The organism is Pseudomonas sp. 2FG (assembly GCF_005502935.1).
Classification (GTDB): Bacteria; Pseudomonadota; Gammaproteobacteria; order Pseudomonadales; family Pseudomonadaceae; genus Aquipseudomonas.
In genome coordinates this window covers 96,423-119,731 of the sequence record NZ_SCMP01000003.1, presented here as the reverse complement: position 1 = coordinate 119,731, position 23,309 = coordinate 96,423, and the positions used below count along the sequence as shown (strand labels likewise).

The following is a 23,309-nucleotide window of genomic DNA, read 5'->3' as shown; positions in this document are numbered from 1 at the left end:
AGTGACATCCGCCCCTGTTGCGAGGTTCCTCGCCGATAGCGACGCCGATCTGCTGCGGCGTTATCGGCGCGGCGATGCTGAGGCGTTCGGCGTGCTCTATGCGCGCCATCGTCTTGGCCTGTTTCGTTTTCTCTGTGGCTTGTGCAGCGATACGGCGCTGGCCGAGGAGGTATTCCAGGAAACCTGGTTGAGCCTGATCCGCAGCGAGTCTTCGCTGCGCGAAGCGGTGCAGTTCAAGACCTGGCTGTACCAGATTGCGCGCAACCGCCTGATCGACCATTGGCGCAAGCACGGCAAGCGCCAGGCCTTGCAGGATGAGTTCGACGAGCAACTGCACGGTGAGGCCGCCAGCGAGCCGAATCCTGAACAGCAACTCAGCCTCGCGCGTGATCAACAGCGCTTACAGGCCGCGCTGGACGATCTGCCGGCCGAACAGCGCGAGGTGTTCCTGCTGCGCGCCCATGGCGATCTGGAGCTGAGCGAGATCGCCGAGCTGACCCATACCCCGGCGGAAACCGTGAAAAGCCGTCTGCGCTACGCGCTGCAAAAGTTACGTCGGTTGCTGGCCGACCCGGCCACTGCCGAAGAGGTATCTGTATGAGCCACGATCCGCATGATCCTGCTGGGCATAGCCCCGACTCGTCGCCGCTCGCTCCGCACGAGCAGGCGTTGCTGCAACACTACCGTGCGCATGACCCGCACGAGCCTTCGGCCGCCCTGGATGCGCGCATCTTGGCCGCCGCGACAGCGGCATTGCCAACCAGCAACGCTCAGCGGGCGCCACAGCCGGGCGTCATGGCGCGCCTGCATGGCTGGTTGTTTGGCGGCAGCCAACGGGCACGTTGGTCCGTGGCGTTCGCCAGCTTGGCGACTCTCGGCTTAGGTGTGGGGCTGACACTGCGCATGTTCGAGCGCAGCCCTGAGCGTTACGATATAGCGCCTGTGCCGATGCTGGCTCCGGCGCCTGCCATGGAGGCTGTTCAGTCAGACGCACCGCCGCTGTCGGCGGAGAAAAAGCGCAGCGTGCAGTTGCCTATGAGTGAGGCGCCTGCGCTGGTCGCGCCGATGACCGAGGCGCAAATGCCGATGGCTGAGGAGCGAGTGAACGCCAAGGCCGTAGCCAGCCCCAGTGGCCATCTGGCTGACAGCGCGGCCAAGGCCGAAGCGCCCATGGCTGCGGTCGCCCCCGTTCAAGCCGCGCAAGAACTGAGTGAAGAACTGCAGAGCGCTTTGCAGCAGATCATCCAGTTACGCGACAGCGGCAAGCAGAGGCTTGCCAGCGAGCAGTTCGCAGCGTTGCAGCGCCGCTATCCAGGGCTGGATCTGCAGGCTGAACTCGAACGTTTGCCGGCTACTGAGGCAGAAAGCTCCAGCGGTTCACGTTAGTCGGTCAGCATTGGCTGTGTGGTGTTTTGCCTTGCTTCGCAACCAGGCGATTTAATCACAGGACTTGCCAGTCAATCCACGCCGAGAGAGCATTAATGGATTCCGTTAGCTGCTTGTGCTGCCAATGATAACTACCCGCTACCTGGGGCTTACTGTGGCGCTGGTGCTGTTGAGCGCCTGTGACCCTGTCGAGCCGACACCGCCCAAGTCACCACCGACACCCTCCGCGCCGGTTGTCAGCGCGCCGGCTGCGGCTGCCAAAGTCGCCCCTGAACGGCCCCCTGTCGAAGTCGAAGAGCCCAGCAAACCGGAGGTCAAGGAGCAGGCGACGCCGGCTATCGCACCCAAGCCCAGTCCTGAGCCCAGCATCAGCAAGGCTGATAAAGAGCCACTACCTAAGGCCAGACTAGAGCTACCCAAGGCTGAAGCAGAGCTGCCCAAGGCCAAACTGGACCTGCGCTTGCCGTCGGATCTGGCGGGGCAACTGGAGCTGGGTGAATCCGTGGACGAGGCAACCAACAAGGCCTTGTTGCCGCCCTTGTTCGTTGAGAAGCCACCCGCCCAGAGCCCGTTTCAATTGAATGGCAAGCTGATCACCAATGATCGTGAAGAAGATTATTGGCAGTCGGTGGAAGGGGCTGAAGTGCAGTTCGAGTTCAAGCATTGAGCCTTGCAATAAAAAAAACGCCGACCTCACGGCCGGCGCTAAGGGGAAAATGGCGCTCTTCAGAAGCGGTAGTGACCCGACTGGATGGCTTGGTAAAGCCCTGCATCCAGGCACCGGAAATAGGCAGCGCCGGGTAGGCGAACGAACAGCGGGTCGTTGACGTCGTCTGGATTGTAGGCGGCTTTTTTCAAATCGGTTTTTTTGTACTTGAAGGTGCCGGTCGTTTCGACCTCTTTCAGCAAGCGCAAAAACAATGGAGCAGCGTAGGGCGGCAGCTCGCGATCAAGGTGCGCCGCCAAACTGGCCGTCTGTACTTCAGTCCCTTGCGCCAAGCGCAGGGCGGCCATCCCGCAGCGGCCATTGGTGCCGGGAATTTCCACCCCATAGACCACCGCATCCTCGATGCCGGGGAAGGCACCGAGGGCGTTTTCCACCTCGGTGGTGGAGACGTTCTCGCCTTTCCAGCGGAAGGTGTCGCCCAGGCGGTCGACGAACTGGGTGTGCTTGAAGCCGATGTCGCGCATCAGGTCGCCGCTGTTGAACCAGGCGTCGCCCTGCTTGAAGACGTTACGCAGGATCACCGCTGCGCTTTTCGCCGGGTCGGTGTAGCCGTCGAACGGCCATTTCGGGCTGATCTCGCTGATCAGCAAGCCGGGTTCGCCCTTCTTGGCCTTCTCCATGAAGTTCTTTGGGGTGCGCAGCGGCCGATCGTTTTCCAGGTCGTAGCGGACTATGGCGTAGGGCGCCGGGGAGTAGCCGACGGTATTGTCGAAGTTGAACAGGTTGGTGAAACCGATATTGCCTTCGCTGGAGGCATAGAACTCGGTGATCCGCTCGATCCCGAAGCGCTGCTTGAACTCGCTCCAGATCGAGGGGCGCAGACCGTTGCCGATCATGCAGGTCAGGCTGTTGTGTCGTTCTTCCGGGCAGGGCGGTTGGTTCAGCAGATAACGGCACAGCTCGCCGATGTAGCCGAAACAGGTGGCTTGGTAGTGTTTGACGTCTTTCCAGAAGGCGCTGGCGGAAAAGCGCCGGCGCAGGGCGATGGCCGCACCGCCGGCCAGCACCGCGCTCCAGCACACGGTGACGGCGTTGTTGTGGTAGCAGGGCAGCGTCAGGTAGAGCACGTCGGTGTTGTTCAGGCCGAGGCCGGAATGGCCGAAGCCGCCGTAGGCCTTGATCCATTTGCCGTGGCTCATGATCGAGGCTTTGGGCAGACCGGTGGTGCCGGAGGTATAGATCAGGAAGCAGGCGTCTTTCAGGCGCACCCGAGCGGTTTCCGGCAGGTTCTCACTCGCCAGGTGCTGCGCCAGGCCGAGCAGATTCTGCCAGCCTGCCGGCGCCAGGCCGGGCTCGCTGAAACTGTCGCCATCGGCGACCCAATAGCAGTGGCCGCTGCTATTGAGCAGCTCGCCACGGACGTCTTCGAAAGGCCCGCGTAGTTCTTCGCCGATCACGAAATGGCTGGGTTTGACCAGATTCAGGCTGTGGATCAGCACCTGGCCGCGCTGGGTGGTGTTGACCAGGGCGCCGACCGCCGAGCTTGGCCAGGGCGGCGAGCACCGCCAGCACCTCGATGCGGCTCTCCAGCATCACCGCCACGACACTGCCGTGGCCCACACCTTCTGCCTTGAATGCGCGGGCCAAGCGATTGGCCCAGGCGTTGAAGCTGGCATAGGAGAGCTGCCGTTGCTCGTCCAGCACTGCCGGCCGGTTCGGGTAAAGCTTGGCTGCGCGCTCCAAGGCCCAGGCCAGCGAGAGGGTTTTCTCGCGGTTGCGGATGCCGGCGTAATACAGGCCGCGCAACATGCGTGGCACACGACGGAGGGTGGCGGGTAGCTGGGCGATAAAGCGGGCAGGGGTAGTCAGGTCGGCGTGGGTCATGGCTCTGGCTTTTGTCGTTGTTGTGCGCAGGCGAAACGGCGTGACAAGCAATCTAGGGCGGGCACTGGTTTGCGGCTATGGCCCTCACGCGAATGAGCAAGGGCAGATCGGCAAATCGGTTTGCACCCCTCTCCCGACGGGAGAGGGGCTGGGGAGATGTGACGCCAATCAATCCACAAACAAATCCGCAATCAGCGAACCGCCGGCCGGATCGAATCGGTAGTGCTCGAACTCGCTCTGGCCCTGTTCGCGCAGGATTTCCTCGTCGATCAGCAGGCGGCCGCTGATGCTGCGAGCGCTGCTGGAAAGAATCGCGTAGGCCGCGTCGGCCATGATCGCCGGCAGGCGCGCGCGCTTGAAGGCCTCGCGGCTGCCCAGTTCGAACTCGATGGCGGCGGTGGCGATCATGGTCTTCGGCCACAGCGAGTTGACGCTGATGCCGTACTTCTTGAATTCCTCACTCATGCCCAGGGTCAGCATGCTCATGCCGTATTTGGTCACTGTGTAGGGGCCGTGCTGGGCGAACCATTTGCTGTCCATACTCAACGGCGGCGAGAGGTTGAGGATGTGGCCGCCGGCGCTGTTTTTCCCCCCAGCGGAGCTGTTCTTCAAATACGGCAGCGCCGCCTGGCTGCAGACCATCACCGCGCGGGTGTTGATCTGGAACATCAGGTCGAAGCGCTTGGGTTCCAGGTGCTCGACGCCGACCAGCTTGATCGCCCCGGCGTTGTTGACCAGCCCGTCGATCCCGCCGAAGTGCTCGGCGGCTTGGGCCATGGCGACTTTGACGGCGTGCTCGTCACGTACATCGAGCTGCAGGGCCAGGGCCTTGCCGCCTGCCGCTTGGACTTCAGCGGCAACGCTATGGATGGTGCCGGCGAGCTTCGGATGGGGCTCGGCGCTTTTGGCGGCGATGACGATATTGGCGCCGTCTTTGGCCGCCCGTAAGGCGATCTCGCGGCCGATACCGCGGCTGGCGCCGGTGATAAACAGAGTTTTGCCGGACAGTGACATGGGAATTCTCCTTGTTCTTGTCGGGTGCGCCGTGCGCACCATGGAATTTTCCGGTGCGCACGGCGCACCCTACGGGCTCAGGCTTCTTGCGCCTCTATCTCCACCAGCAGTTGGCGGTTCTTGACCTGATCACCCTGGCTCACCTGGACACGGCGGATAATCCCGTCGACCCCGGCCTTGAGCGGGTGCTCCATCTTCATCGCTTCCAGCACCACCAGCAGTTGGCCTTTGCTGACCTTGGCGCCTTCGGCCACCAGCACCTCGACAATCGCGCCATCCATCGGTGCTTTCACCGTGCCGGAGCTGGCGACGTTCTGCCCGCCGGCGGGTTCATGGGTGACATCGGTCAGTTCCAGATTGCCGTCGCGGCCATACAGCCAGAGGTTTTCGCCCGATTGATGATAGGCGATGCGCTGGCGCACGCCGTCCAGCTCTAGGGTGGCCCAGCGGCCGTCAGCCTTGAGCAGGCGCACATCGAGCTCGACTTCGCCGACCCGGGCATGCAGTCGTGGCTGAATGCCGGACTCGATCACCGCCAGTTCCACCGCCAGCTTGTGCTCGCCGTGCTTGAGCACGAAGCGCCAGGGCGCGTTGCCGGCGTTACGCCAGCCGGACAGGCCGGGCTGATGTGCGCGGGCTTGCGCCGAGGCTTGGTAGAGCAGGGTCGCGGCGCTCGCCAGTTCAGCCGCCGAGGGCGCTTGCGGGCTCAGGCTCGGGTCCGCTTGAAAGTGCTCGCCGATAAAGGCCGTGGTGGCGTGCCCGGCGGCGAACTCGGGGTGTTTGAGCAGGTTGGCGAGGAAGCGCTGGTTGGCGTTCACGCCCAATAGCACGCAGTCCTCGACTGCACGTACCAGCTTGCGTCGCGCCTCCTCACGGCTGGCGCCATAGGCGATGATTTTGGCCAGCATAGGGTCGTAGAACGGCGTCACGTGCTGGCCTTCGAGCAGACCATGATCGATGCGAATGCCATCCAGCAGCGCCGGCTCCCAGCGCAGCACTGCGCCGGTTTGCGGGAGGAAGCCGTTGGTTGAATCCTCGGCGTACAGGCGCACCTCCATGGCATGGCCGCTGAGGGTGATTTCGTCCTGTTTAAGCGGCAGCGGCTGACCCTCAGCTACGCGGATCTGCCAGGCCACCAAGTCTTGCCCGGTGATCAACTCCGTCACCGGGTGTTCGACCTGCAAGCGGGTATTCATTTCCAGGAAGAAGAACTCGCCGCTCTGGTCGAGCAGGAATTCCACCGTGCCGGCACCGACGTAATTGACTGAAGCCGCGGCCTTCACCGCTGCTTCGCCCATGGCTTGGCGCAGCTCGGCAGTCATGACCGGGCAGGGGGCTTCCTCGACGACTTTCTGATGGCGACGTTGCACCGAGCAATCGCGCTCGCCGAGGTAAACGATATTGCCGTGTAAATCGCCGAACACCTGAATCTCGACGTGGCGTGGCTGGATCACCGCGCGCTCCAGGATCAGCTCGCCGGAGCCGAACGCGTTTTGCGCCTCCGAGCGGGCGGTGCGCAGCTGTGCGAGCAACTCGCCGGCTGCATGTACCAGACGCATGCCACGCCCGCCGCCGCCAGCACTGGCCTTGATCATCAGCGGATAGCCGATGCGCTCGGCCTCAAAGGCCAAGACCGCCTCGTCCTGCGCCGCGCCTTCGTAGCCGGGGATGCAGGGTACCTGGGCTTCGAGCATGGCGATCTTCGACAGGCGCTTGCTGCCCATCAGATGGATGGCTTCGATGGTCGGGCCGATAAACACTATGCCGGCGGCCTCGCAGGCTTGGGCGAACTCGGCGTTTTCCGAGAGAAAGCCGTAGCCGGGGTGTATCGCATCGGCGCCGGTCTTTTGCGCGGCGGCGATGATGTTGTCGATCTTCAGGTAGGACTGATTGACCTGCGCCGGGCCGATGCACAGGGCTTCATCGGCCAGTTGTACATGGCGGGCATCGGCGTCCGCCTCGCTGTACACGGCAACGGTGCGATAGCCCAACTGGTGCGCCGTGGCGATTACCCGGCAGGCGATCTCACCGCGGTTGGCGATCAGGATCTTGTTGAAGGCTGGCATCTTGTTATCGGACTCCTGACTTGTCTCTACCCGTAGGAGCGAGCTTGCTCGCGAACGCTTCGCGAGCAAGCTCGCTCCTACGCCCACTTCGGTGCGCGTTTCTGAACGAAAGCCAGGGTGCCTTCGACCCCTTCGGCGCCGACTACCGCTGCGGCGAACAGCCCGGCGGCGCGATCGAGCAGCGGGCTGAGGGGCTCGCTTTCGGTCGCCAGCAGCAAGGCTTTGGTCACCGCGTTGGCGCCCGGCGCGCACTGGCGAACCTGTTCCAGCACCTCGCTCAAGCGCTCGGCCAGCGCCTGCGCATCGCTCTCGGCAAAATGCACCAGGCCCAGCCGTTCGGCTTCACGGCCGTCGAAGCGGGCGGCGGTCAAGGCCAGGCGGCGGGTCTGGGTCAGACCGATGCGCTTGACCACGAACGGTGCGATCTGCGCCGGGATAAGCCCCAGGCTGGTTTCCGGCAAGCCGAACTTGGCGTTGACCTGGGCGATGGCAACATCGGACACGCAGGCCAGGCCGAAGCCCCCCCCGAGCACCGCGCCTTCGAGTACGGCAATCACCACCTGCGGCGCGCCTTGCGCTTCCTCGAGCAGGGCGCCGAACGCGCGGTTCAGGTCGCGGTAAGCCTCGGCGCCTTCGGCTTGAGCGCGTGCGCGGGCGCCGGCCATATCCTTGATGTCGCCACCGGCACAGAAATGCCCGCCCGCACCACAGAGCACCAGCGCGCGCACGTCGCGGTCAGCGCGTACGGCTCTGAACACCGTACGGAGTTCTTCGACCATCCCGAGGCTCATGGCGTTGCGGCTCTCGGGGCGGTTGAGGGTGACGTGCAGCACGCCGCCCTGGCTTTCCAGCAGCAGGGTTTCGCAGCTTGGCAACGGGCTCATTTTCTCTTGCCGGGCAGAATGCCCATCAGCTTGCAGATGATGCCGAGCATGATCTCGTCGGCGCCGCCGCCGATGGAGACCAGGCGCACGTCGCGGTAGGCACGCGATACCGGGTTGTCCCACATGAAGCCCATGCCGCCCCAGTACTGCAGGCAGCTGTCGCTGACTTCACGGCCCAGACGGCCGGCCTTGAGCTTGGCCATCGAGGCCAGCTTGGTGACATCCTGGCCGCGCACGTACAGCTCGGTGGCCTGGTAGACGATGGCGCGCAGGCATTCGATTTCGGTCGAAAGCTCCGCCAGGCGGAAGTGAATCACCTGGTTGTCGAGCAACGCATTGCCGAAGGTTTTGCGCTCCCTGCAGTACTCGATGGTGCTGTCGACGCAGTACTCCAGGCCCTTGATCATGTTGGCCGCGCCGAACAGGCGTTCTTCCTGGAACTGCAGCATCTGCATCATAAAGCCGGCGCCCTCGTGACCGATGCGGTTGCGCTGCGGCACGCGAACGTTGTCGAAGAACACCTGGGCGGTCTCCGAACTGCGCATGCCCAGCTTGTCCAGGTGCGGGCTGAGGCTGATGCCCGGGCTGTTCATCGGCACCACGATCAGCGATTTGTTGACGTGGGGTTTGTCGTCCGAGGTATTGGCCAGCAGGCACATAAAGTCGGCTGATGGCGAGTTGGTGATCCACATCTTGCTGCCGTTGATGACATAGTCGTCGCCGTCTTTACGGGCGGTGGTCTTCAGCCCGGCCACATCCGAGCCGGCGCCGACTTCGGAGACGCCGATGCAGCCGACCCTCTCACCGCTGATCGCCGGACGGAGGAACTCTTCGCGCAGCTCATCCGAGCCGAAGCGGGCCAGGGCCGGGGTGCACATGTCGGTTTGCACGCCGATGGCCATCGGGATGCCGCCGCAATGGATGGTGCCGAACTCTTCCGCGGCGACTATCGAGTAGCTGTAGTCGAGCCCCATGCCGCCGAATTTTTCCGGCTTGGAGATGCCCAGCAGACCTAGGTCGCCGGCTTTCTTGAAGATCTCGTGGATGGGGAAGGTGCCGGCCTTTTCCCATTCGTCGACGTGCGGGTTGATTTCCCTGTCGACGAAATTACGGACCGTGCGGCGTAGTTCTTCGTGTTCCTGGGTAAAGATCATCTTCTTGTTCTCCTATGTACGGTTCTCCCTCTCCCGCTTGCGGGAGAGGGGATTAAAAGCGTGCGACCCCGAAGGTATTGGCCTTGAGCGGACGCACTTCGGCCTCCGCACAGATATCGAGCAGGTAGCCGAGCAATTTCCGCGTATCGCGCGGGTCGATCAGGCCGTCGTCCCACAGGCTGGCGGTGCCGTACAGTGCGGTGGACTGGCTGTCGAGTTTTTGCGCGGTGACGCTTTCCAACATGTCGAGCATCTTCGGGTCGGCGTCCTTGCCTTCCTTGCGGTGCTTGTCCTCGGTGACGATGCGCAGCACCTTGCCGGCCTGGGCGCCGCCCATCACCGCCGTGCGGCTGTTGGGCCAGGCGAAGATAAAGCGCGGATCGAGGCCGCGCCCGCACATGGCGTAGTTGCCGGCGCCGTAGGAGCCGCCGACGACAATGGTCAGCTTAGGTACGCGGGCGTTGGCCACCGCCTGGATCAGCTTGGAGCCGTGTTTGATCACGCCGTGCTGCTCGGACTCGGTACCGACCATGAAGCCGGTGGTGTTATGGAAGAACAGGATCGGCGTGTTGCTCTGGTCACAGAGCTGGATGAACTGCGCGGCTTTGACCGCACCCTTCGGCGTGATCGGCCCGTTGTTGCCGATAAAGCCGCAGGGCTGGCCTTCGATCTGCAAGTGGCCGCAGAGGGTCTGGTTGTCGAACTCCGGCTTGAAGTCGAGATACTCCGAGCCGTCGGCAATGCGCGCGATGATCTCGCGTACGTCGTAGGGCTTCTTCGGGTCGGCGGGGACTATGCCGAGCAGTTCCTCAGCCGGATAGAGCGGTTGCTTGAAGGCTTTTTGTGGGCGCTGTGGCAGTTGTGCGTTCCACGGCAGCATGCCGACGATTTCCCGGGCGATGCGCACGGCATCGGCGTCGTTCTCGGCCAGGTACTCGGCGGTGCCGGCGATCTGGGCATGCATCTCGGCGCCACCGAGTTCTTCATCGGTCGCCACTTCACCGGTGGCGGCTTTCAGCAGTGGCGGGCCGGCGAGGAACAGCTTGGCCTTGCCACGGACCACCACCACGTAATCCGACAGGCCCGGCTGGTAAGCCCCGCCGGCGGTGCTGGAGCCATGCACCACGGTGATCTGCGGCAGGCCCATGGCCGACATGCGGGCCTGGTTGGCGAAGCCGCGGGCACCCTCGACGAAGATCTCCGCCGCGTAATTGAGGTTGGCGCCGCCGCTTTCCGCCAGGGTCACCACCGGCAGTTTGTTCTCGAAGGCGATCTGTTGCAGGCGCAGGGTTTTCTTCAGGCCGCTGGGCGAGATGGTGCCGCCCTTGATCGCGCTGTTGCTGGCATTGATCAGGCAGCGCACGCCGGCGATATAACCGATGCCGGAGATGATCCCGCCGCCGGCCTGGGTGCCATCCTTGTCGTCATGCAATTTGTAGCCGGCCAGCGAGGCCAGTTCGAGGAATGGCGCGCCGGGGTCGAGCAGCAGGTTCAAGCGCTCGCGGGGCAGCAACTGGCCGCGTTTGTCGAACTTCGGCTTGGCCTCGGCAGCCTTGTCCAGCACCTTCTGTTCGAGCTCGCGAAAGCTGGCGATGGTCGCCAACATGGCCTCGCGGTTCTGCGCGAAGCCTTCGCTGTGGGTGTCTAGTTCAGACTGAATGACTGCCATCGCGTTACTCCTGGTCCTTCAACACATCCGGCAGAAAGGCCCGGTGGAAACCGTTGTAGGACTTGCTGTTCTGCGCCTTGTGCAGCGGCCAGGCGCGGCTGCCCTGGGTGGCGGCACCGTCGATGCGGATGCAGTTGCCGCTGATAAAAGCGGCCCCCGGCGACAACAGAAAGACGATGGCCGCCGAGACTTCCGACTCGGTGCCGATGCGCTTCAACGGCACGTGCTCACGGAGGGTGGGGATCACGGCCTTGAACGCGCCTTCGTAGGTGTCCATGCCGCTGGAGGCGATCCAGCCCGGCGCCACGGCATTCACCCGCACCCCGGCGTAACCCCACTCGAACGCCGCAGTCTTGGTGAAGTTCTCCATACCTGCCCTTGCTGCCCCTGAATGGCCCATGCCGGGCATGCCGCCCCACATGTCGGCGAGCATGTTGACGATGCTGCCGCCGTGCTTGCTCATGGACTGGTTGAACACTTCACGGGCGACCAGGAAGCCGCCGACCAGATTGGTGCGCACCACTGTCTCGAAGCCTTTCTGGTTGATCGAGGCGAGCGGGGCGGGGTACTGGCCGCCGGCATTATTGACCAGATGGTGGATCGGCCCGCGTTCGGCAATCACCGCGGCGACCATGGTCTTGACCGAGTCTTCCTCACGAATGTCGCAGACCTGCCAGCTGACGCTGCCACCGTCCTCGACGATTTCGCCGGCAGTCTTTTCCAGCTTGTCCAGCTTGCGCCCGACCAACACCACATGGGCGCCGAGGGCCGCCAGTTCATGGGCGGTGCAGCGGCCGATACCGCTACCGCCGCCGGTGACCAGGATGGTCTGGCCGCTGAACAGGCCGGATTTGAAGACTGAGTCGTATGCCATTGTCGTTGTCCTTTTTGTTCTTGTTGCAAGCCTTCGGTGCGCACAGCGCACCCTACGTGGCATCGGCAGCGGTTTTGTAGGGTGCGCCGTGCGCACCGGCCAGACGCTCGGCCAGGGCCTTGGGCACCGGCACCGGGAACTCCAGCAGTTGCTGGGCGAAGGCCTTGCCTTGCGGGTCGATCCGCAGGCTGGCGACACCGCCGCCGCCCAAGGCGTTCTCCAGCAGGAAGTTCAGGCCATGGCAACCCGGCAGGTACCAGCGGCTGATGCGCCCGGTCTGCGGATCGAGCACATGGTTCATCCAGTCGGCGAGCGCTTCGACGCTGAGTGCCTCGGCGATCCAGGGCAGGTATTCGGGTTTGCGCGCCATGACGCCGATATTGCTGTGGTTGCCCTTGTCGCCGGAGCGCGCCACCGCCAGTTTGATCAGCGGCACGCTGGCATTGGCAACTCCATCCGCCACTGGGTGCGGCTGCGCGGGTTCGCTGGCGTCAGGCAGGGCGGCGGGGTCGTAAGTGGCGAGTGGTGGCAGGGCTACCGCGCGGCGTTCGCCGTCAAGCTCGACCTCAAGTTGGCAGGCGCTCTTATCGACCAGGAAGGAGAACAGGCGGATCACCGGGTACACAGTCGGCCGGCCGCCGACTATGCCGGTCAGCCCGGGTGCCATGCCGGTGGCGGCCTGGGCGATCTCGCGGGAGAACAGCACCAGCGCTTCTTTCTTGCTGTGGCGTACGGCCAGCTTGATCACCACTTCGCGGCTGTCCTGGCGTCGGCCGTGGGGGCCGTAGGTTGCCTCGCTGCCGAGCAACTCGACGCTGACTTCCTGATAAGGCCCCCAGCCGCGTTCGGCGAAAATCTCCTCGGTCTTGGCGATGATCGCCCGGCTCACCCGTTCGGCTTTCTTCACCGCGTCGATGCCGGCGATCAGGCAACTGGCGGTGCAACGGAAACCATCCGGGTGGGTGGCGCTGACCTTATATTGCTGGGTGGGCGGCAGGCCGCGGGCACCCTTGAGTTCGACCCGGTTGTCGCCAACCTGGGCCAGTTCGACCTGGCTGAAATCGCAGACCACATCCGGCAGCAGATAGGCACGCGGGTCGCCAATCTCGTAGAGCATCTGTTCGCCAACGGAGAAAGGCGTGACCAAACCGCCGGAACCTTCCGGTTTAGTCACTACAAAGCGGCCATCGGCCTGCACCTCGATCACCGGGAAGCCGATATGTTCGTAGTCCGGCACCGACTCCCAGTCGGTGAAGTTGCCGCCGGTGCACTGCGCGCCGCATTCGATGATGTGCCCGGCCAGTGCGGCCTGGGCCAGCTTGTCGTAATCGCTCCAGCTCCAGCCGAACTCATGCACCAGCGCGGCGCTGACCACCGCGCTGTCGACCACGCGGCCCGTGATGACGATATCGGCGCCTTGCTCGAGGGCTTCGACTATGCCCGGGGCGCCGAGGTAGGCGTTGACCGATACGCACAGCGGCGGCAGCGCGGCGCCGGTGAACATCTCGCGGATGCCGGCTTGGCTCAGCTCGGCGAGCTTTGGCTGCAGGTTGTCGCCATACAGCACGGCGATCTTCAATTGCACGCCGGCTTTCTCACAGGCAGCGGCCAGTGCGCTGGCGCAGGCGTGCGGATTGACCCCGCCGGCGTTGCTGATCACCCGGATGTTCTTGGCGGCGATCTCTTGCAGCAGTGGCGCGAGCACCTCGATGAAGTCGCCGGCATAACCTTGCTCGGGGTTTTTCATCCGCGCGCCGGCCATCAGCGACATGGTGATCTCGGCCAGATAGTCGAACACCAAATAGTCGAGGTCGCTGCCACGGACCAATTGAGCGGCGGCGGTGGAGGTGTCGCCCCAGAAAGCAGAGGCGCAACCGATGCGTACGGTCTTGGTCATTGGAGTTATCCGCAACACCTGAAGGGGTGCGATAAACACTACCAAGCAAGCGCTTGGTTGAAAAGCCCTATGGGTGAGCTTTCTAATCTAAAGAATGGCCAAGCGCTTGCTTGGTCGGCCCTTCAAGCATAAATTTCACCAATTACGACAAGCACTTGCCTGCATCTCTTGAACCTCCGCACGCTTTGCTGAGGTTTACAGGTTGCGCAAGGGCTAAGACAGGCGGGAGAGAGACAAGCGTGGATGATCAACAAGCCCAGGCGGTGATGCGTGACTTGGTAGCCAGCGGCCAGCTCACAGATCCGGACAGCGCACGCGGCAAGCTGCTGCAGACCGCCGCACACCTGTTTCGCAGCAAGGGTTACGAACGCACTACAGTGCGCGATCTGGCCAGTGCGGTGGGCATCCAGTCCGGCAGCATCTTTCATCACTTCAAGAGCAAGGATGAAATCCTCCGTTCGGTGATGGAGGAGACCATCCGCTACAACACGGCCTTGATGAACGCGGCCCTGGCGCAAGCGGGTACTGTGCGTGAGCGGGTATTGGCGCTGATTCGTTGCGAGTTGCAATCGATCATGGGCGGCACGGGCGAAGCCATGGCGGTGCTGGTCTACGAGTGGCGTTCATTGTCCGACGAGGGCCGGGCCTATATCCTCGATCTGCGCGATACCTACGAGCAGCTCTGGCTCGAGGTGCTCGGCGAGGCCAAGAGCGCCGGGTACTTCAACGGCGATCCGTTCATTCAGCGGCGTTTTCTCACCGGGGCCCTGTCTTGGACCACCACCTGGTTCCGCCCGGAAGGGCCGATGACGCTGGATCAGTTGGCTGAAGAAGCCTTGTCCTTGGTCATCAAGTCATGAGCGCTCAGCGCGCTAAGAGTGCGTAATCGCATGCACTTGACCATCAGGCCGGTGCTCGCCCAGCGGCTGGGGGCTGGGTTATTGGAACAGGGCGTCGCTGGAGAAGCCATTCTTCTCCAGAATCGTGCGCAAGCGTTTGAGCGCCTGGGCCTGGATCTGCCGCACCCGCTCGCGAGTCAGGCCGATGCTCTGGCCCACTTCCTCCAGGGTGCAGCCCTCATCGCCGTGCAAGCCAAAACGACGCACCAGCACCTCGCACTGTCTATCGTTGAGTTCCAACAGCCACGCTCTGATGCTCAGCGCCAGCTCATTGTTCTGCAGCAACTCGCAGGGATCGCTTGGCTGGTCGGCGGTGAGGGTGTCCAGGAGGGTCTTGTCGGATTCCGGGCCTAGGGCGGTATCCACCGATGACACCTGTACATTCAAGTCCCGTATGTGCTCGACCGCGCTCACGGTTTTTTCCAGCAGTTTGGCGATCTCTTCGGCCGAGGGTTCATGATCGAGCTTGCGCGTCAGTTCGTGGGCGGCGCCCAGGTAAGCATTGAGCCTCTTGACCACATGGACCGGCAAGCGGATGGTCCGGGTCTGGCTCATGATGGCCTTCTCGATGTTTTCGCGAATCCACCAGGTGGCATAGGTTGTGAAGCGGTAGCCAAGTTCGGGGTCAAACTTATCCACCGCCCGGATCAGGCCGAGGTTGCCTTCTTCGATCAGGTCCAGCAGAGACAGGCCGCGGTTGACGTAGCCGCGGGCAATCTTCACCACCAGCCGCAGGTTGCTCTCGATCATGCGCTTGCGTCCCTGCGGATCGCCCTGCCGCGCCAGACGCGCGAAGCGCAGTTCTTCCTGCGGGGAGAGCAGGGGGGAAAAGCCGATTTCGTTCAGATACAGGTGAGTGGCATCGAGCGCCTGTGCGTAATCGATGGACTTGTGCTGTTTCGCGGGGCTGGGCTGCCTGTATTTGCTCTGCGCGGGTTCTGCTGCAGCGGCCAGGCTCAGCAGCATAAATACCGGGGCGGCATCCTTCGACAACCGCCGAATGGTGTAGTCGGTAGCGGCGCCAAACTGCTGGCGTTGATCTACATCAAGAGCATTTCTGACTATAAAGGCCATATTACTTATCCGCAGACTTCTTCTAGACCTGAAGCATGTAAGCGTTTACGGAGTAGCTAAAGATGCGGAAGTCGAGCCAAATTTGGCGACTTTGGTCAGGTGTAAGGATCGGACTTTGGTCTGATAAGACCTGGGGTGGGCAGGGAGCTGGTGGTCGTTCCTATTCCGCTCCGGGTACGACTGCGGGACTGAATGATCTGGCCGATAGCCTGAAGCGGTAAATCGTCGCCAGGCCAAGCCCTAGTTGCCCGCGAGGGGCGAGCGCCCGCTTCGAGCGATCTGCGCCGGTTTTACTACACTCAGAAGGATTTGAGTGGCTTGGCGCAGGCACTCACGCCGAGGATCGGAGCGTTGGAGGGACTATTAATGAGTTCCAAAATCAGGATTGGGATAGTCGATGATCACCCGCTCTTGCGGCAGGGGGTCGCCACGGCGCTCAAGAGAATAGCCGACTTCGAGGTGGTGGAGCAGGGCGGTTCCGCCGACGAGGCCAAGCTCATTGCCATGCAGTTCGAGCCCGATGTGCTGCTGATGGACGTGAATATGCCCGGCGACAGCTTTGCCGCGGTGCGGGCCATCAGCTCAGCCACACCCTCGGTCAAGGTACTGATGCTGACCGTGTCTGAATCCGAAGATGATGCCTATGCGGCTTTGGAGGCGGGTGCCCAAGGCTATGTGCTGAAAGGCGTGAGCGGGCCGGAACTGGTGCAGGCGATCAGGCATGTTGCGAAGGGTGAAACCTTCATCACGCCAGGCTTCGCGGGCAAGCTGATCAGCAATCTCAAGAAGCATAACGATGGTGAAAGGCACATCTCCGAACTCACGCACCGCGAGGAGCAGATTATCCGTGAGGTTGCCAATGGGCTGACCAACCGCGAGATTGCCCTCAAGCTCTCGCTGAGCGAGAAAACCGTCAAACATTACATGACCTGCGTCATGCAGAAGCTCCAGGTACGCAACCGGGTAGAGGCGGTCACAGCCGTCAGGCGGCACTGGAGGCGTGAGCAAGCGTCGAGCATCGAGCATCGCTTGGCCGGGCAGCAGCTGGCTTCCTGTAAGCCGGACAACGAGCCGGATTAGCCGCCGCGCCCCGTGTTGGCCAAGCTGCCGGGACGTGGCGCTGGTCACAGCTGGAGTTGCGCGATCACCTGGGTTCCGACGTTGGGCGTGGATTCGATGCGGAATACCCCCCCGAGCGACTCGACACGGTAGCGCATCCCGGCCAGGCCCAGGCGGGTCCGGCCTTGGTTCGCCGCAGCCAAGCACTCGGCCGTGATTCCCTGGCCGGCGTCGGTGATCTGCACCTCGAGCACGCCCCCGTCATAAGTGGCGTGGACGGCCTGGCCTATCCCGCCGGCATGGTGGTAGGCATTGTTCAGCGCCTCCTGGACAAAGCGATAGAGACAGATCTTATGCGGCAGTGGCAGGCTTTCTGGCAGTGATCCGCAGCTCAGGTTGACCTTGGTCTCGGTCCGCTGCTCATGCCGCAACACGACGAGTTCCAACTCCTGGCGCAAGGTCATGCCGTTGATTTCCGGAAGTGCCAGGCCGCGAGAAATGTCGCGAATCTCCCGTAGCGCGTCCTGGGCGGCATTTCTCAGCGTTTCGAGCGCATCCCCGTCCAGCTGGCCGCCATTCTGCCGGTAGCGGTCTTGCAAGATGTCGAGCTCATCGAGTCGGACGAGGATCAGGGTCAACAGCTGGGCGGGGCCATCGTGGAGATCCGCGCCGAGGCGGCGAAGGGTGAGTTCGTTGATTCGCGAGAACTCCTGGTTGGCGGTGGTGATTTTGCGTTGCAGGCTGAGGTTCTGCGAGAGGAGTTGAGCTTGTTCGCGCATCTGATTCTTGAGTGTCACCTGTTGCCGCTCAATGATCCGGTCGGCACGGCGTACGATGCAGAACAGCAGCGTCAGCATGGCCAAGGTGGCGGCGCCGACTATGGTCCAGACATCCCGACGGATGCGATCGATTTCGCGCTGCAGCACCCCCGCTGTTTCGTAGAACTCGCCGACAGCCACAATCCGGCCGGAGCCGAACTCCCGCAGTGGCGCATAAATCTCATACAGCGGAATACCCAGACTGCGCTCATAGGCATTCTCTTCATCGACCAATTCTCCCCATTCGGTGACGGTATTGCCCGCTAGCGCGTGGATGATTTCGTCGGATGCCGGGAACGTCTTGTTCACCACGGTTTTGTTCGTGCTGTAGATCACGGTGCCGTCGGGGTTCCAGATCTTCACGGACCTGATGTGCGTGTTTAGCGAGGGGCTCGACATCAGGTGGTCAATGGCCTGGGCGGTCTCGGCGGAAAGGCGCTGGGCCGTGGACAACTCCTGGACGTAGGGTTCCAGGAAGGTCGCCATGTACAGCGCGCCGGCCTCGGCTGCGGCCTGTACCGCGGATCGTTCGATGCTCTTGCTGACGAGATTGCCGACGAAGGCCATCGTCAGGCCCAGGATGATCGACGCGGCAATGGCGAACTGGGCCGAGCGGCTCAAGCGGCCCAGTGGCGCACACGCCCTTTGCCACCATGACAAGCGCCGATTCGACGTAGGCCCCGGGCTCGGCTCTGGCAAAACCGGGTCGGACTCTTGGGCCAAGGCCTCCGGGTGGGATGCGATCTTCGCTTCTGTAGACATCCGTGCTGCTCCTGGATGCTCTGGCTTGGACGAGACAAGGCAAAAGCGCGGGCCTGTCCGCGGCAGTCACCTCCGCCCTCCATAGGGAGCATCGGACAAGCCGCGGCGGCGCGCTGCAACGGCTGGGTCAGCACCGCCCCTGGCCTGGCCGCCTGCCGGGAGTTGGCATACCCGCTTAACGCTTAAGTCTAGTTCAGATGCGGGCTGTGGCCGGATGGCCGGCGTCGGCAGCGCCCGCTGTGCGTCGCTGGGCCGCATCCAACTGGCGGAAGAGGCGCTGTCGCCGGTGATCGAGGACGCCGGCGGCGGATTTTTACCCAGTGGGAAAGGCTATTTGCCATTACGCACTGCGCCGCCGCGCGGATCTTCGATTACACTCGCTTCGTTAAGGTCTTTGCGGGGTGTGTATGGTGCGCGTTGCTCACGGATTGCTGCTGTTAGCACTCAGTTTTTTTGCTGCGCAATCGCTGCTGGCCGCGCAAGTGGTCAAGGTCGGGGCCTACCATTTTCCGCCCTACGCGATTAAGCCCGAGAGTGCCCAGCCGCAAGGGCTGTTGCCGGATTTGCTCAAGGCGCTGAACCAGCAGCAGACGGAGTACCGCTTCGAACTGGTGATGACCTCGGTGACGCGCCGCTTCCGCGATTTCGAGAACGGGCGGTTCGACATCATCCTGTTTGAGTCGCCCAGTTGGGGCTGGCAGAACATCCCGCTGACGAGCGTCGACTTGCAGATAGAGGATGCCGAGCTGTATGTGGCAAGGGCCGAGTCCGAGGGTGGCCAGGACTATTTCAATCAGCTAAGTGGCAAACGCCTGGCACTGTATAGCGGCTATCACTACGGTTTTGCCAATTACAATGCCGACCCGGATTACCTGATCCGCCACTTCAACGCCGTGCTGACCTACTCGCATGACAGCAATCTGCTGATGGTGCTGCGTGGGCGCGCCGATGTGACGGTGGTTACCCGTTCTTACCTGCACCACTACCAGCAGCTTTATCCCGAGCGGCGTTCGCAGATGCTGGTCTCGACGCGGGTGGACCAGACTTACCATCACCAGGCCCTGCTGCGCCCACAGTCGGTTATCAGTGCCGCGACTTTCACGGCGTTGCTCCAGCAACTGCGCGCCCAGGGGCAGCTGGGCAAGTTGCTCGGTCATTACCAGTTGAACCCGTCAACCCAGCTGGCCGAGCCCTGAGGCCGGCTCAGCTCAGGCGCAGCGGGTAACTCAGCAACAACAGGTGCAGCAGATTGACCGCGGCATGCAGGGCCACCGCCACCAGCAAGCGACCGCTGTAGTGGAAGGCCAGCCCGTAACCGAGCCCAGCCACAGCGGCGACCAGGGCGAACAACGGGCTGAAGGGGATATGCACGGCGCCGAACAGGCTCGCCGTCAGCACTATCCCCGGCCAGGTGCCCAGGCGGGCTACCAACGCAGGTTGCAGCCACGCGCGAAACAGCAGCTCCTCCGCCAGTACCGCCCCCCCGAGATTCACCAGCAGCCAGAGCGTCAAGCCTGGTGGCCATTTCGGTTGCCAGCCGACCAGACCTAAAGCCAGGGCCAGCAACGGCACCGCCAGCAAGGTTGTCAGCACGACCCAGCCGGCCCGCTGCGGTTGCAGCGCGGATCGAGGTTTTTGCCCGAGCCACCAGGCGAGCAACGTCAGGCCGACCAGCAACTTGTCCCACGACAGGCGTAGGGCATAAGGCGCGGCATCGGCGCTGAGCCGGCGCGGCGGCCAGAGTTGCCAGGGGTGGAAACCGGGCAGCAGATGAGCGGCGAGGGCGATGCCGGCCAGAAAGCTCAGCGTCCACCAGAGCGCCTTGGGCAGGCGCCCCTGCGCGAACAACAGCAAGCCGACAAACAGGCTGCCGCCGGCCAAGCCCAGCGGTTGGATAAAACCGAGGGCGAAACCTAGTGCCAGCCCCAGGGCCGGCAGGAGTAAACGTAGATGCAGCGGCATGGCAGCTCCTTTTGCGCTGCCGGAGTCTACCGATGAGCGGGCGCTGAGCTCCATATAGACGCGCCATCCACAGGGCGTTCGCTCAGGGCGCGGAGAAATATCGGTCTAGAAGTGCTGGGTCATCGAACTGCGCGCGGCCGGAAAAGGCCGTGGCGTGTCGGCCCCATTGGCGCATGGCGCCAGGCGAAACGACCCCCGAAGGCCACAACAGCCAACGTTCCAGGCGCTCGCTGCCAGGTACCAGGCCATCGCTGGCATACAGGCTGCGCTGCCCTTGTGGGTGACGCAGTTGCCGCAGGCTGCTGAGTTCGCGCTGTTGATAGCCGATGGCGGGGTATTGCGGGCGGCGTCCGTCGACCCACAACACGCTGTGTTCACTGGCGCTCAGCCAGAGTGTCGGCGCCCGATCGCCAGTACTTTCGAGGCGCCGTGCCGTGCGAGCTTCCAGATCCGCCGGTTGGCGCCTGAATTCATAGAGAAACTTCAAGGGCGAATCTGCCGGCAGGAAGAAGTTTTGCCAGCAGCCGCACGGGTGGATGCTGTCGTACAGCAGCGCTCGCCCGTGCTCGTCCAGGGTGACGCGCCAGAGCAGCCCATCCAGCTCGCCGCCATAGATATCCAGCGCATGGGCTTTGGGCCTCTGGCTGAACCAGAACTGATAGATCAACTGCAGACGCCAGTGCCCGTTGAGCTTGCTCCAGCCAATGTGTTGAAACAGTTGCGGCGCCTGCTGATCGAAGCCGCGCTGGCCATCGTCCAGGAAAAATGGGCTGCCTAGGCGGTCGGCAGGGCTGCGTTGGGCGATCCGCAGCCAGGGCGCATGATGGGCGAACAGGGCGGCGCGCTGCTGCGGGTCAGGCTGCGGCAGGCCCAAGGCATCCTCCTGCAGCGCTGGGTTGAACGCCGCTGCGTCCGGCAGTGGCTGATAGGCCAGCCAATTTGCGTTATCCACCGGCTCTTGGGCCTTGGCCGCCTCGGCCTGCCACGCCGCGATGCTGCGTTGATAGATCGGCTTGAACAGCGGATAGAGGCCCAGCGTGCGGGCCCAGTCGCGGTAATCGTCGGGCACCTGCGCCGCGGCGACGGCGTTGCTGAAGTCATGCTGGTTGTGGAGCAAACGCTCTCGCTGCGCCGTGCGGCAGCTGTGCAGCTGGCTTTGGCGCGCGGGGCTGTTCCAGTCCTGCTGTGTCCGCGGCGGTAGATTGCCCAGCTCGATGGCGCTGGCCTCCGCATCGCGTTCGGCCAGGCGTTGCAGCCACAGGCGGCGCTGCTCGGGGCTCTGTGCGGTCGGGCCAAGGGCGGCCAGTACGCGGTCGCTGCGCAGCCCATAAAAACCGGCTAAGGGTCGATATTGGGCGTCGTGGGTGGCCGCGCTGACGTGATCGCGCGCAGCGAACAGGGCGACGCAGGCATCGCTTGGGGCAGGGGGCGCGTGGACGCAGCTGCTTAGCAGCAGGAGTAGGGCGAGGCTAGCGGTTGCGCGCGTCTTTGGCGTCCATCTCGGCGTTGCGTTCATGGATGCGTTTCAGTTGTTCGTCGGTCAGCGGTAACTTCTTTGCGGTGTCCCGCAACATTAGCAAGCCACCGACGATTGAGCCGAGGGCAAGAACCATAATCAGCCAAGCGTACCAAGGCATAGCGTTCTCCCTGATTTGTGGTTAACAACAGGTCGTGCTTAACAACAGAATGTTCACGTCACGGCACAGTTTCGATCACCCAGCGATTCGAGTGTTTCTGAAATCTTTGCATGTTTTCACCATACGCTTGGGCCCCGGCGCTGTCAGATAAAAGCCTCTTCCCGGCCCTCGGTCGCTGCGCCGCAGCAGCAAAAACGCTGGGCAGACGTGACAGCTGTCACATGCTGGCAACTTGGCACTGTTTGAATGGCCGACTCCTTACTCCGGGAAGTGTTCGCCAATGATCGCCGCCAGTGCTCCCAGTGCTCCAACTGCTCTAAGTCGCCTGCTCAAACCGGTCGCGCCACTCTTGCCCAGCATGAGCATCAGCGATGTGGCCGACCGTTTGCTGACGCCTGAACACAAGGCCTTTCTCTCCCTGCCGGTGGTCGACGCTGCCGAGCGCCCGGTGGGCCTGGTCAGCCGCTCCAAGCTGCAGGACATCTTCATGCAGCGCTTCGGTCGCGACTTGCGCGGCCGCCATCCGATCCATGAGGTGATGAACCCGGCGCCGCTGGTGGTCAGCCTGGACACCAGCCTGGACGACGCGGCCAAGCAGATCACCGGCCAGCTGCAATACCCGATCACCGAAGACTTCATCCTGGTCGATGCAGCGGGTCGCTACCGGGGGATCGGCACGGTGCTCGACCTGCTCAAGGCCATGGAAGCGCGCATCGCCCAGCGCAACACGGTGCTGCGCAAGGCCTTGGTCGATCTCAAGGAGTCGCAGACCCAACTGGTGCAATCGGAAAAAATGGCCTCCCTCGGGCAGATGGTCGCCGGCGTCGCCCACGAGTTGAACACCCCGCTGGGCTACGTGAAAAACAACGTCGAACTGCTGCGTGAGTTGAGTGCGCCGCTGTTTCTGTTGGCCGAGACCCAGGCCGCCCTGGCCGCTTGCCTGAACGACCCGGCCTGCACCGAGGCCCGCTTGGCGCAGGCGCTGGAACAGGCCGCCAGCGCTCGCGAGCAGGCCGCGCCGGAGTTGCTGGTGGAGGACTTGAGCCAGCTGTTCGGCGACACCCTGTATGGCCTGGGGCAGATTGCCGAATTGGTCGTCGGCCTCAAGGATTTCGCCCGCCTGGATCGCGCCATGAGCGAAGAAGTCGACCTCAACGACTGCATCCGCAGCGCGCTGGTGATCGCCCGCAACAGCATCAAGGACAAGGCCGAAGTGGTCTCGCAACTCGGCGAGCTACCGCGCATTGCCTGTGCGCCTTCGCAGATCAACCAGGTGTTGCTCAACCTGCTCACCAATGCCGCCCAGGCGATCGACGGTTTCGGCCAGATTCAGCTGAAAACCTGGGCCGACGAGGCGGCGGTGTTCGTCTCGGTACAGGACAATGGCCGCGGCATGCCGCCGGAGGTGCGGGCGCGGATCTTCGATCCGTTCTTCACCACCAAGCCGGTCGGGCAGGGCACCGGCTTGGGCTTGTCGATCAGCTTCAAGATCATCCAAGACCACGGCGGCCTGATCCGCGTCGCCTCTGAACCGGGGCGTGGTACGCGGTTCTTGCTGCGTCTGCCGCGCGCGCAAGCCGCCGAACTGAAATGGAGCGCCTGA

General features: G+C 63.2%; 19 protein-coding genes and 1 pseudogene. 7 read left to right on the top strand and 13 right to left on the bottom strand.

What is annotated here, in order from left to right; all coding sequences use genetic code 11:
* Position 1 precedes the first annotated feature (1 nt).
* The 3 genes from FFS13_RS04035 (at position 2) to FFS13_RS19960 (ending at position 2,053) form a co-directional block, all read left to right on the top strand.
* Entirely contained in the window at positions 2–601 is a 600-nt protein-coding gene (locus FFS13_RS04035) for an RNA polymerase sigma factor (RefSeq protein WP_137817826.1), read from the top strand.
* Entirely contained in the window at positions 598–1,386 is a 789-nt protein-coding gene (locus FFS13_RS04030; RefSeq protein WP_137817825.1) for a hypothetical protein, read from the top strand. Before FFS13_RS04035 ends, FFS13_RS04030 begins: the two co-directional genes overlap by 4 nt.
* Positions 1,387–1,510: 124 nt before the next feature.
* On the top strand, positions 1,511–2,053 hold the full coding sequence (locus tag FFS13_RS19960) for a hypothetical protein (protein ID WP_256657808.1): 543 nt from the start codon (positions 1,511–1,513) through the stop codon (positions 2,051–2,053).
* Positions 2,054–2,112: 59 nt separating this feature from the next.
* Here the strand turns inward: FFS13_RS19960 and FFS13_RS04020 are convergent.
* The 8 genes and pseudogenes from FFS13_RS04020 to FFS13_RS03985 form a co-directional block, all read right to left on the bottom strand.
* Positions 2,113–3,937: pseudogene (locus tag FFS13_RS04020) on the bottom strand (long-chain-acyl-CoA synthetase).
* A gap of 168 nt (positions 3,938–4,105) precedes the next feature.
* Positions 4,106–4,951, bottom strand: coding sequence for an NAD(P)-dependent oxidoreductase (locus FFS13_RS04015; RefSeq protein WP_137817824.1), 846 nt, complete (start codon positions 4,949–4,951; stop codon positions 4,106–4,108).
* Positions 4,952–5,028: 77 nt separating this feature from the next.
* Entirely contained in the window at positions 5,029–7,017 is a 1,989-nt protein-coding gene (gene atuF / locus FFS13_RS04010) for a geranyl-CoA carboxylase subunit apha (protein WP_137817823.1), read from the bottom strand.
* 77 nt (positions 7,018–7,094) lie between these two features.
* A complete protein-coding gene (locus tag FFS13_RS04005) occupies positions 7,095–7,901 on the bottom strand; it encodes an enoyl-CoA hydratase/isomerase family protein (RefSeq protein ID WP_137817822.1) in 807 nt (268 codons plus the stop codon).
* Complete coding sequence (atuD, locus tag FFS13_RS04000; RefSeq protein ID WP_137817821.1) at positions 7,898–9,055, bottom strand: citronellyl-CoA dehydrogenase; 1,158 nt, start codon at positions 9,053–9,055, stop codon at positions 7,898–7,900. Before atuD ends, FFS13_RS04005 begins: the two co-directional genes overlap by 4 nt.
* Positions 9,056–9,107: 52 nt before the next feature.
* Positions 9,108–10,724 carry a geranyl-CoA carboxylase subunit beta gene (gene atuC / locus FFS13_RS03995; RefSeq protein WP_137817820.1) on the bottom strand — a complete coding sequence of 539 codons (1,617 nt, stop codon included), beginning with the start codon at positions 10,722–10,724 and terminating at the stop codon, positions 9,108–9,110.
* A gap of 4 nt (positions 10,725–10,728) precedes the next feature.
* Positions 10,729–11,598, bottom strand: a complete 870-nt coding sequence (locus FFS13_RS03990; RefSeq protein ID WP_137817819.1) for an SDR family oxidoreductase — start codon at positions 11,596–11,598, stop codon at positions 10,729–10,731.
* A 52-nt stretch (positions 11,599–11,650) separates the two neighbouring features.
* Entirely contained in the window at positions 11,651–13,495 is a 1,845-nt protein-coding gene (locus FFS13_RS03985; RefSeq protein WP_137817818.1) for an acyclic terpene utilization AtuA family protein, read from the bottom strand.
* A gap of 239 nt (positions 13,496–13,734) precedes the next feature.
* Here FFS13_RS03985 and FFS13_RS03980 point away from each other — a divergent pair, with 239 nt between their 5' ends.
* Positions 13,735–14,355: a TetR/AcrR family transcriptional regulator gene (locus FFS13_RS03980; RefSeq protein WP_218568596.1), complete on the top strand. Its 621-nt coding sequence runs from the start codon at positions 13,735–13,737 to the stop codon at positions 14,353–14,355.
* Positions 14,356–14,433: 78 nt separating this feature from the next.
* Here the strand turns inward: FFS13_RS03980 and rpoS are convergent, their stop codons facing one another.
* A complete protein-coding gene (gene rpoS / locus FFS13_RS03975; RefSeq protein ID WP_137818005.1) occupies positions 14,434–15,360 on the bottom strand; it encodes an RNA polymerase sigma factor RpoS in 927 nt (308 codons plus the stop codon).
* A 474-nt stretch (positions 15,361–15,834) separates the two neighbouring features.
* On the opposite strand from rpoS, the gene FFS13_RS03970 reads away from it, so the two are divergent.
* The gene (locus tag FFS13_RS03970; RefSeq protein ID WP_137818004.1) at positions 15,835–16,548 is read left to right on the top strand and encodes a response regulator transcription factor; all 714 of its coding nucleotides are present in this window, start codon (positions 15,835–15,837) and stop codon (positions 16,546–16,548) included.
* Positions 16,549–16,592: 44 nt separating this feature from the next.
* On the opposite strand, the gene FFS13_RS03965 is transcribed toward FFS13_RS03970, so the two are convergent.
* Positions 16,593–18,107, bottom strand: coding sequence for a sensor histidine kinase (locus FFS13_RS03965; RefSeq protein WP_137817817.1), 1,515 nt, complete (start codon positions 18,105–18,107; stop codon positions 16,593–16,595).
* 410 nt (positions 18,108–18,517) lie between these two features.
* On the opposite strand from FFS13_RS03965, the gene FFS13_RS03960 reads away from it, so the two are divergent.
* Complete coding sequence (locus FFS13_RS03960) at positions 18,518–19,303, top strand: substrate-binding periplasmic protein (RefSeq protein ID WP_371922927.1); 786 nt, start codon at positions 18,518–18,520, stop codon at positions 19,301–19,303.
* Between the two features lie 7 nt (positions 19,304–19,310).
* Here FFS13_RS03960 and FFS13_RS03955 read toward each other — a convergent pair whose 3' ends face one another.
* The 3 genes from FFS13_RS03955 to FFS13_RS03945 all read right to left on the bottom strand — a co-directional run bounded on the left by FFS13_RS03955 (position 19,311) and on the right by FFS13_RS03945 (position 21,706).
* Complete coding sequence (locus tag FFS13_RS03955; RefSeq protein ID WP_137817815.1) at positions 19,311–20,069, bottom strand: CPBP family intramembrane glutamic endopeptidase; 759 nt, start codon at positions 20,067–20,069, stop codon at positions 19,311–19,313.
* A gap of 82 nt (positions 20,070–20,151) precedes the next feature.
* Positions 20,152–21,585 (bottom strand): hypothetical protein, encoded by a 1,434-nt coding sequence (locus tag FFS13_RS03950; protein ID WP_137817814.1) that lies wholly within the window; start codon positions 21,583–21,585, stop codon positions 20,152–20,154.
* Complete coding sequence (locus FFS13_RS03945; protein ID WP_137817813.1) at positions 21,539–21,706, bottom strand: DUF2897 family protein; 168 nt, start codon at positions 21,704–21,706, stop codon at positions 21,539–21,541. The genes FFS13_RS03950 and FFS13_RS03945 overlap by 47 nt, the downstream gene beginning before the upstream one ends.
* Before the next feature lie 280 nt (positions 21,707–21,986).
* Between FFS13_RS03945 and FFS13_RS03940 the strand changes: the two genes are divergently transcribed.
* Entirely contained in the window at positions 21,987–23,309 is a 1,323-nt protein-coding gene (locus FFS13_RS03940; RefSeq protein WP_137817812.1) for an ATP-binding protein, read from the top strand.